The organism is Schlesneria sp. (assembly GCF_036405755.1).
Lineage (GTDB): Bacteria > Planctomycetota > Planctomycetia > Planctomycetales > Planctomycetaceae > Schlesneria > Schlesneria sphaerica.
On sequence record NZ_DASWWZ010000686.1, the window covers coordinates 1 to 9,003 of the forward strand.

At 54.5% G+C, this 9,003-nt stretch carries 5 protein-coding genes; 4 read left to right on the forward strand and 1 reads right to left on the reverse strand.

Annotation, left to right across the window (positions count from 1 at the left end; genetic code table 11):
• Positions 1-457: 457 nt before the first annotated feature.
• Positions 458-2,335, forward strand: a complete 1,878-nt coding sequence (gene trhO, locus VGE80_RS22720; RefSeq protein WP_373649382.1) for an oxygen-dependent tRNA uridine(34) hydroxylase TrhO — start codon at positions 458-460, stop codon at positions 2,333-2,335.
• 195 nt (positions 2,336-2,530) lie between these two features.
• Here trhO and VGE80_RS22725 read toward each other — a convergent pair whose 3' ends face one another.
• Positions 2,531-3,949, reverse strand: a complete 1,419-nt coding sequence (locus tag VGE80_RS22725) for a trypsin-like peptidase domain-containing protein (protein ID WP_373649383.1) — start codon at positions 3,947-3,949, stop codon at positions 2,531-2,533.
• A gap of 670 nt (positions 3,950-4,619) precedes the next feature.
• Between VGE80_RS22725 and VGE80_RS22730 the strand changes: the two genes are divergently transcribed.
• The 3 genes from VGE80_RS22730 to VGE80_RS22740 form a co-directional block, all read left to right on the forward strand.
• Positions 4,620-6,695 (forward strand): RHS repeat domain-containing protein, encoded by a 2,076-nt coding sequence (locus tag VGE80_RS22730; protein ID WP_440594232.1) that lies wholly within the window; start codon positions 4,620-4,622, stop codon positions 6,693-6,695.
• A gap of 57 nt (positions 6,696-6,752) precedes the next feature.
• Complete coding sequence (locus tag VGE80_RS22735; RefSeq protein WP_373649385.1) at positions 6,753-8,357, forward strand: tetratricopeptide repeat protein; 1,605 nt, start codon at positions 6,753-6,755, stop codon at positions 8,355-8,357.
• 236 nt (positions 8,358-8,593) lie between these two features.
• The coding region (locus VGE80_RS22740) for a transposase (RefSeq protein WP_440594233.1) at positions 8,594-9,003 on the forward strand (410 nt) is incomplete at its 3' end.

Consider the following 9,003-nt stretch of genomic DNA (forward strand, 5'->3'; position numbering starts at 1 on the left):
ATTCGCTGAATCTCGGCAGGTGAATCCGCACGCGTGCTGAGGACACTGTTTTCAACCTGGGCTTCCGCCTCAACTACAGCGAGCAGGACCATGGCCACGCCGAAGGTGAGCACAGACCGGACAAAACAGAGATCACAGCGATTATGCACAGTTCCTCCCATGAATCTCTCACTCTTCATCTGCAGTTACGTCTTCGGCCAGCGAGCGCAATCAGGATGAGTCGTTCCGTCCATTGAACCACGTTCTGCCCGTCCATCCGTGCTGAACCGGCAGTAATGGCGAATCGATTCCTGTGCGCTCACGAGCGCGGCCTGAGGCGTGCAGTGATCTTCGGCACTTGCGTAACCGGCTGACCACCTGTCAACATGCACGAGGATGAGCCTCCGTAATCGTCATAGCTTGACATTCCCGCCTGGCGGGGCCGGTCAAGTCCGATGACACCTATCAGATGAAGACGATGCAGACAACCACGAATATCTCCGCCTACAAATTTGCTCCACTGTCTAACCTGAAGCCTCTGCGTGAACATCTGATCCAGATTTGCGCTGCCGGTAAGCTGAAAGGAACCATCCTGCTCAGCACCGAGGGCATCAATCTGTTTGTCGCGGGCAACCGAAGTGCAATCAACACATTGATTTGTGAATTGCGGCAGGTGCCGGGACTGGAAGATGTTGAGCCAAAAGTGAGTGAGAGTGCGGAACAGCCGTTTCGACGAATGCTGGTGAAAATCAAGAAGGAGATTATCGCCTTCGGCGTCGAAGGGATCGACCCCGCACGCGCCCCCGCTCCCAAGCTCCCCCCTCGCGAGTTGAAACAATGGCTGGATGAAGGACGCCCGCTGACACTGATTGACACGCGCAATGACTACGAAGTGCAGTTGGGGACCTTTCAGCACGCGATGCCGCTGAACATTGACCATTTTCGCCAATTTCCCGAAGCCGTCCGACAGCTTCCGGCAGAAATGAAGAAACAGCCCATTGTCATGTTCTGCACAGGGGGCATTCGCTGTGAAAAAGCGGGCCCGTTCATGCAGCGTGAAGGGTTCGAGCAGATCTTTCAATTGGATGGGGGAATCCTGAAGTACTTCGAGGAATGCGGCGGGGCTCACTACGACGGAGAGTGCTTTGTCTTCGATCAGCGAGTTGGTGTCGACCCGAGTTTGCACGAGTCCGAATCGGCACAATGCTTTGTCTGCCAGTCTCCGCTGACGCCCGAAGAACAGGAAGACCCGCGCTTCGTCGAAGGCCTTTCCTGTCCTTACTGTTACAAAACCACAGAGGAACAGCGAGCGGCAACTCTCGCCGAGCGCCACACCACGCTCCAGCAGGTCGTGAATCCCCTTCCCGGAAGTCAGCCATACGTCAACGAAAGGCCTTTGAACGTTCCGGCCGAGTATGATGGCGTTGCACTGCTCGACTTCCTCTGCGGTATTCTCAGTCACATTCCTCGGGAAGACTGGAAACAGGCGTGCGACGAGGGCCGCATCCGAAAACGGATTCATCCCCCATCACGCAGTCCAGGCCGACGCCCACAGCCTACGGAAGACTCTCCCACAATCGCCGCATCCCACGATGAACTCGTTCGTGCGGGTCAACGATATCTGCACATCATTCCGGGTACTCAAGAACCCGACGTCAACGTCCAGATCCGGATTCTCTACGAAGACGAAGCGATCATCGTCGTCCACAAACCAGCCCCCCTGCCGACACACCCGTCCGGCAGATTCAGCCGCAACACGTTGCAGTCGATCCTTTGTCAGGTCTATTTCCCCCAAAGCCCCCGTCCCTCGCACCGTCTTGATGCGAACACGTCAGGCGTGGTGGTCTTTGCCCGCACACGGCATTTCGCCAAACTCGTTCAACGGCAGTTCGAACAGACCGGCCCCGATGCCGTCTGCAAGCGGTACCTCGCACGAGTCCACGGCATCCCTTCGCAGGATGAGTTCGAATGCACCAGTCCCATCAGTGCGGATGCCGGGCAACTGGGATCACGTCACATCGACGACGAGCATGGCCTGGCGGCCCGAACCGGATTTAAAGTGCTCGAGCGTTTCCCGGATGGAACTTCCCTGCTGGAAGCCATCCCTTACACAGGTCGAACAAACCAGATTCGCGTGCATTTATGGCATCTCGGCCATCCCATCTGTGGAGATGCCACTTACCGCGTCGGGCATCAATTGGGAGACACACAAACCGTTTCGCTGGATGCTCCCCCGTTGTGCCTGCTTGCCCAGCGGATCGAATTCAAGCACCCCTTGACCGGTGAGCGAGTCCACTTCGAAACGGATCTTCCTCCCTGGACCGCCTCCGACTTTGTCATCGATTCAACGAAATGAGCTCCCCGATAACAGCCGGCCGCATCCAGTCTCCCGGACAACCTGGATGCCACCCATCATCGGACGAACATTCCATCGCCTGAAAATGGCTAACACGGCGCGACTGATCCAGTCGCGCCGTGCTTTTATCAAGTCACTGTCACCTGCCCTGCTGATCGAATCGCCATCCATCGGCTCAATCGAATCTGCGAAGGATCAGTTTCCAGCGGACGCAGTTCGGGGATTCGGCGAGATCGGCAGATATCCGAATCGGGTTTCCTGTCCCCGCACGAGGTAAAACTTCATCTGACTCTGTCCATCCGGGCCGGGGGTCTGCGTCATCATCTGATTCATGATCCAGGTGATGTTGTCGACGCTCATGGTTTCCCACTTGTCGAGTCCGACCAGGACGTCACCCTTCTGGATCCCATTAACAGCAGCAGGGCTTTCGGGCTTCACTTCAAGAACCCGCATTCCCCCTCGATACTTGGTCTTCGACAAGTGACTTCGCACTTCGTTCGAGGGCAACAGCGTCAGCCGCAATCCCAACTGCGACCAGAAGCGATCGGAATCATCATTGTTGGCCCGCGATACGACCTGGATATCGTTCGAGACTGAGGACCTGCCGCCGGCGTAGCTGGCCAGAGCGAGTGTCGTTTTGACTTCCCGATCATTCCGCTTGACGGTGATTTCAATTTTGTCTCCCACCGGACGATGAAGCATCGCTCGCTCGAAATCCGCCGCGTCGACAACATCAAGATTACCCGCCTTGACAATCACATCCCCCGATCGCAGCCCCGCCAATGCAGCGGGACTGTCAGGGTGAGCACCGTCAACCCGCAACATCCGTGTCGCACCCGACTTGATGTCCTTGCCGATCAAGCCATGGAAATTACCATCCAGATTCTCCACGCTCATCATCTTCGCAATGATGACTCGTGCGTCGTCGATCGGAATGGCGAAACCAATTTTTTGAGCATTGGCGCGGATCGCGACATTGATGCCGATCACTTCGCCATCCATGTTGATCAGCGGGCCGCCACTGTTGCCAGGATTGATCGCCGCATCGGTCTGAATCAAGTTCCGATACGATACGGTATCGTTGGCTTCAACATCGCGCCCCAGAGCACTGATGTAGCCGAGTGTGACGGTCCCGTCGTAGCCAAAGGCGTTGCCGATGGCAATGACTTTTTCGCAGTACATCAAATCCGATGATGTTCCACAGGGCATCACCTTAAACGGTTTGGCGCCATCAACTTTAATGATGGCCAGGTCATGTTCGCGATCATAGCGAACCTTGCGAGCGACGTAGCTCGAACGGACCCGGTTTTCATCTTCGAATTCGACACGAATGGTGTCGACGTCGGCGATGACGTGGTAATTCGTGACCATATAGCCACGCTCATCCACAACGATCCCGGTACCCATCCCATTGATCTTGCGCGTCTTTTCAGAGGTAAATACGCTATTGGAAGGGTTCGCCGATTTCTCAGTATGGATGTTTCCGACCGACGGAAGTGTCCGCCGGGCGGCCAGTACTTCTGGCGTAACCCGTTCCGATGCACAGACCACCGTTGATCCTGCCAGCAGGATCAAGGCACTCCATAACTTACATGAAAATATGCTTCGTATCATGGAAGGTCTACTCGTGGGCGCTGAGGTTGGACAATAGGTGTTAATCAATGCGTCTGCCACAATCCCTCGCTGCGTCGGAGGACGATCCTTCATCTCCGTGCTTGTCCATCGACGGACAGGCGGGAATCGCTTGAAAGCGGGGGAGTGCGAGACGAACAGATTGCCTAGTCGAACGAAGTAGAAGACAGGAAAACTCTGCCTCCCCAACGCCACGGAGTTCCTCCTTTTGGACTTCGACGGACCAGTTCGCTCAAGAACACAGAGCTCACCCTGCTGCATGAGAGCCGCAGACCAGAGTGCCCGGCAGAAATGGCCGCAATCACCTCAAAATCTCCCGTCCGACTCAAGCGACCCCACCCCTCCGTTGCCCGGCAGACAACCCAATCCCCTGCCAAACCGAATTTCACATGTTCAAACCAGCAGTAGATTTCTGTCCAGACGGCTCGTACTTCCAATGCCAGCCCGAAGCGAAAACAACGACCATCCAACAAACGAGCCCTCCGCCAAGAGCTCTCCTCCGACCCCGTGTCGGTGGAAGCAACGACTGAGCCGCTAAGAGCGATCAAGTGCGGTTGTCGTCAATGACGTTGAACTGGATTATAATGACTTTGGTCAGGTCGTTTCCGATGCCCAATCTCACAGCCTGAGCGTTTCGGGGACGACACCCAAGGTGCAGTATTCCTACGCGAATGGATCCGCGAACTCGATTCGTCCGACGACGTTGACTTACCCGAATGGCCGCGCCATCACCATTGGGTATGGCACCTCAGGAGGGATCAACGATGCGGCCAGTCGGGTTGATGCCCTGATCGATGGGGCGACGACACTGGTGAATTATGCGTATCTCGGCTTAGGCACGACCGTGCAGACCACGTATCCCCAACCCTCGCTGCAGTACACGCTGCTGGGTTCTTCCAGTGGAACCAGTCCTGCGGGAGATATCTACTGGGGGCTGGACCAGTTTGGTCGGATTATCGATTCCCGCTGGTACCGCACCACCACGAATGTGGACACCGATCGGATCAAATATGGTTACGACCGCGCCAGCAACCGGATCTGGCGGCAGAATCCCGTCGCCACGGCAAGCAGTGCCCAGTACGACGAACTCTATACCAACGACGGACTGCAGCGACTGAAGGACATGCAGCGGGGAACACTCAACGGCACCAACACGGCCATTCCGTCACCCACCTTCGCGCAATGCTGGACACTCGATCCGACGGGAAACTGGCGCGGCTTCAATGAATCGACCAGCGGTTCGAGCTGGACATTAACTCAGGCGCGGACCTCCAACACCGTCAACGAGATCACCGCCATCTCGACGCCGGTGGGACTCGCATGGGCCGTACCTGCATATGATGCGGCAGGGAATATGACGACGATGCCTCGGCAGGCGACCCCCTGGACCAGCCAGTCCGCCACCTACGATGCCTGGAATCGCCTGATCTCCGTCAAGGCCGGCGCGACGGACATCCAGCAAAACCAGTACGATGCGCGAAACTTCCGAACGGTAATTCTCAATTACACCAGCGGCGTCCTGTCCGAAACCCGGCACTCCTATTTCACCAGCAACTGGCGCTGCATCGAAGAGCGAGTCGGCGCGTCGACCAGTGCCGAACGCCAGTTCATCTGGGGTGCGCGCTACATCGACGATCTCGTCCTGCGCGAGCGGGACACTACCGGAGCCGGAGCGCTCAACGAGCGATTCTACGCTCTCCAGGACGCCAACTGGAACATGAGTGCCATCACCACCGCAGGAGCACTCGTCGGCGAGCGATTCGCCTACAACCCATACGGCAGAACCCTCTTCATGTCCTCCGCCTACGTTACCCGCTCCATCTCGGCCTTCACCTGGGAGACGACGTTCTGCGGATACCGGTATGACTCGGGTGCGCAACTCTTCTCTGTTCGCTTCCGGGCGTACCATGCGGTTCTAGGAAGCTGGCTGCAGCGGGACCCGCTCGGATTGAAAGCCGGTAGTAACCTTTACAGATATGTGCGGAATTCTCCCTTTTCGCAAACTGACCCATTGGGCCTTCAAGACAACTTCCTCACAGACGTGAATTCCGTTTTTAAGGATGCCGTACCGAACTTTATTGATCAACTCGATTCGGGTATAGATTTGCCTTTTGGCGCAGTGTTAAGCGGCCACCTGACAGAATTTAGCACAGAGCAATTCTTTTCTGACTTCTGGAAGAAGGTTGGCGAAAAGATGCTCGATGCTCAACCCGATCCGGCTGCCCTTTGGGTCCCACCGATGGATTTTACGAGTCAATTCCAAAGCCTGCTGCAGTCAACCGCCTTTGCCGCAGTTCAAGAACAAGCAAACTTCAAAGTTGATGTTAACAATCTCTCTCCACAGGGATGGATGGCGATTGTTCTTGGCAGCGTTGGATGCGCGTCGGTACTTCAAGAAACGCACGGACTAGGGAATTTGTTTCCGCACTTGTCGCAGACCATTCCTTTGTCGGTGCCACCTAAACTACTTCCGCCTAATGTCACAATTACGGCGAAGCCAACTTTTATTTATAATACCCCCGAATATGCAAGAAATAACCCTGGTGCGTATCCGAATTTCAGTCTTTCTGGATCATTTGAGTTCACCCTTAAACTCCCTAAGGGCAACCTCTCGCTTTCGCTACCATGGGGTACAGCTCCCTTGACTTTGGACAATTGGTCGCAACTTAACAAAGTGTTTACACTTCCCTTGGAAGAAGCCAAAGTCAATCTAAATTTCAAGTTCTAACTCACTGCCACTCCATCGCCAGTCAATACGTCAACACCTCTTTTGAAGGATATGAAGATGTGTCGCTCAGTTCGCTGCTTTCTAGCGCAAATCATTGTCGTCGCACTAATGGCGAGGTCCACCGTCGGTGAAGAAACGCTAGTTGGTAAAACAGTGTTGCCACGTATTGGCTGTAAGGTGTTGTCTGGAGGCGAAGTGAGCTCGGCAGAGCATTTTTCCCTGCCGTTTACAGTGCTTGCTCAGAACAAGCACACGTTAACAACCGACGAAGGCATGGTTAATATTGACGATGTTGTTACAATCGAGGAAGCACTTGAGTATTACAAGTCTGTGATCGAGTCCGATTCGCGAAGCGCCGAGGCGTTCCGGTGTCGCGCATTCGTTTTCTGCCACAATCAGAAATACGAACGTGCGCTCGATGATATCGTGAAAGCCCAAAAGCTGGAGCCAACAAATGCAACCTATGTAAAGAATCACGGCGATATCCTATATTTTATGAAGAAGCCTGACGAGGCGCTGGAGCGATACCGTAAAGCCATTAATCTGCGTCCAGATTACTTTCACGCCTACATCAATTGTGGAGCGATGCTGGTTAGGCAAAGTAGGCATAATGAAGCGGCGGAGTTTCTATTTAAGGCCGTTGAGCTTAAGCCAAGCTCGCCCGAGGCATGGATGTTTCTTGGGCTCAGCCATGGAAAATTAGGGCGAAGCGACAGAGGTATCGCAGAGATGTCTCGCGCAATTGCATTGAAGGATAGTCCGGAATGTCGCTATTGCCGTTGCCATTTGTATCTGAAGAACGAAAGTTATGAAGAATTACTTTCCGATACGGAGCACCTGATACGAAGGAAGGCGGAGTTGGATTTTGCATATACTGCACGAGCGCGGGGACTGTTCCACCTTGGGCGATCCAAGGAGGCACTGAATCAGTTGGACGATGCCATTTCTCAGGGGTTGACGGACTCCATGGCCCTAGGCGAAAGGGCCAAGCTGTGGGCTTCTCTCGGAGAGTATGAGAAGCAGCTTCAGGATTTGACGTTGTGGGCTGAAGAAAGGCCGCAAGAAGCTCGTGCACATATGGCGCTCTCACAGTTCCTGTCTACAACGACTTGTGACGCGAAAAGAGACGGAGGCCTTGCATATAAGCACGCGAATCTGGCGATAAACCTGTCTGAGGGTGTCAACTTGATTCCTAACGATATCCTGGCGGCAGCAAAAGCGGAATTGCAAGAGTTTGATGAAGCCGAACGGCTTCAGAAGAAAGCGATCAGGGCGACCAAAGAACAATTCATCCGCCTGTTGGAGGGACGTTGTGAACTGATCGATAGAATTTCTGCTGAAGTTGATGCGTCTGAGGCTGGTCGTGATGAATGGACTCGCACGTTTGAGAAGGTGGAGGCCGCATGTCGATTGTCAGAATGGAGAAATCCGGGGCAGATCGATCGTCTGTCCATACTGGCGGCGGAGATGGGAGATGCGGAAAATGCAAAGAAGCTGCAACATTTGCGACACAAGGCAATTGAAGACTCGGTACTCAAGGATATGGAAGCGCTACGCGTGAAGTATGAAAATCACATGCCTGCGCGAATTGACACTGGGAACTTTATTGATGGGAGCGGTCGGCTGGAAGCTATGTTGGATGTGCTGTTGTTATCGCGTTAATCAAACAAACGAAAGCTGCTGATTAAGCTAATGCGGCGATGGTGATCCGGTCACGCGGACAGTGCATCGATGAGGATCGGCTTGAGTGAGTACGGAAACTCAGGCGGGATCAATGATTTCGCGACGCAGGGTGGCCCGACCGCCTGTTCAAGGCGGTTGGATCGCGGAGCGACATGATGTGATACCATGAGGGTTCCCTTTTTTGGATCACCGCACGCAGTTTTCCTCTGTACACCATGGTTGAAAGACGCGTTTTCGACACTGAGCAGCAGATCCGCTTCGCGACGTTCTCGTGCGACAAGAGGCGCAAGCACCTACAACATGATCAAGCGAAGAAAATCGTCATTGGCACCGTGGGGAATCGGCGGGCACAGCAGCAGGGGCTTCGCCTGGGATTTGTGATTATGCCGGATCACGTCCATGCTCTCATCTGGTTCCCGGAAACGTGTCAATTGAGCCCGTTCATGAACAAGTGGAAGGAACTGACTTCGAAATCATTAAAAACCGTCTTGCCCCAGCATTTCCAGGACGACTGGTCCCAGATTGACTCCACCGAACCAAGCTGGCAGGCATGCGACTGCGGATTCAACAATGGGTCGCGGGCCAAGGTGGAAGAAAAACTGGACGACATGCACATAAATGCCGT

Bases quoted from the DNA above. Each gene is read 5' to 3' on its own strand.
- VGE80_RS22735 (WP_373649385.1), top strand. From the start codon at position 6,753: ATGTGTCGCTCAGTTCGCTGCTTTCTAGCGCAAATCATTGTCGTCGCA.
- trhO (WP_373649382.1), top strand. From the start codon at position 458: ATGCAGACAACCACGAATATCTCCGCCTACAAATTTGCTCCACTGTCT.
- VGE80_RS22725 (WP_373649383.1), bottom strand. From the start codon at position 3,949: ATGATACGAAGCATATTTTCATGTAAGTTATGGAGTGCCTTGATCCTG.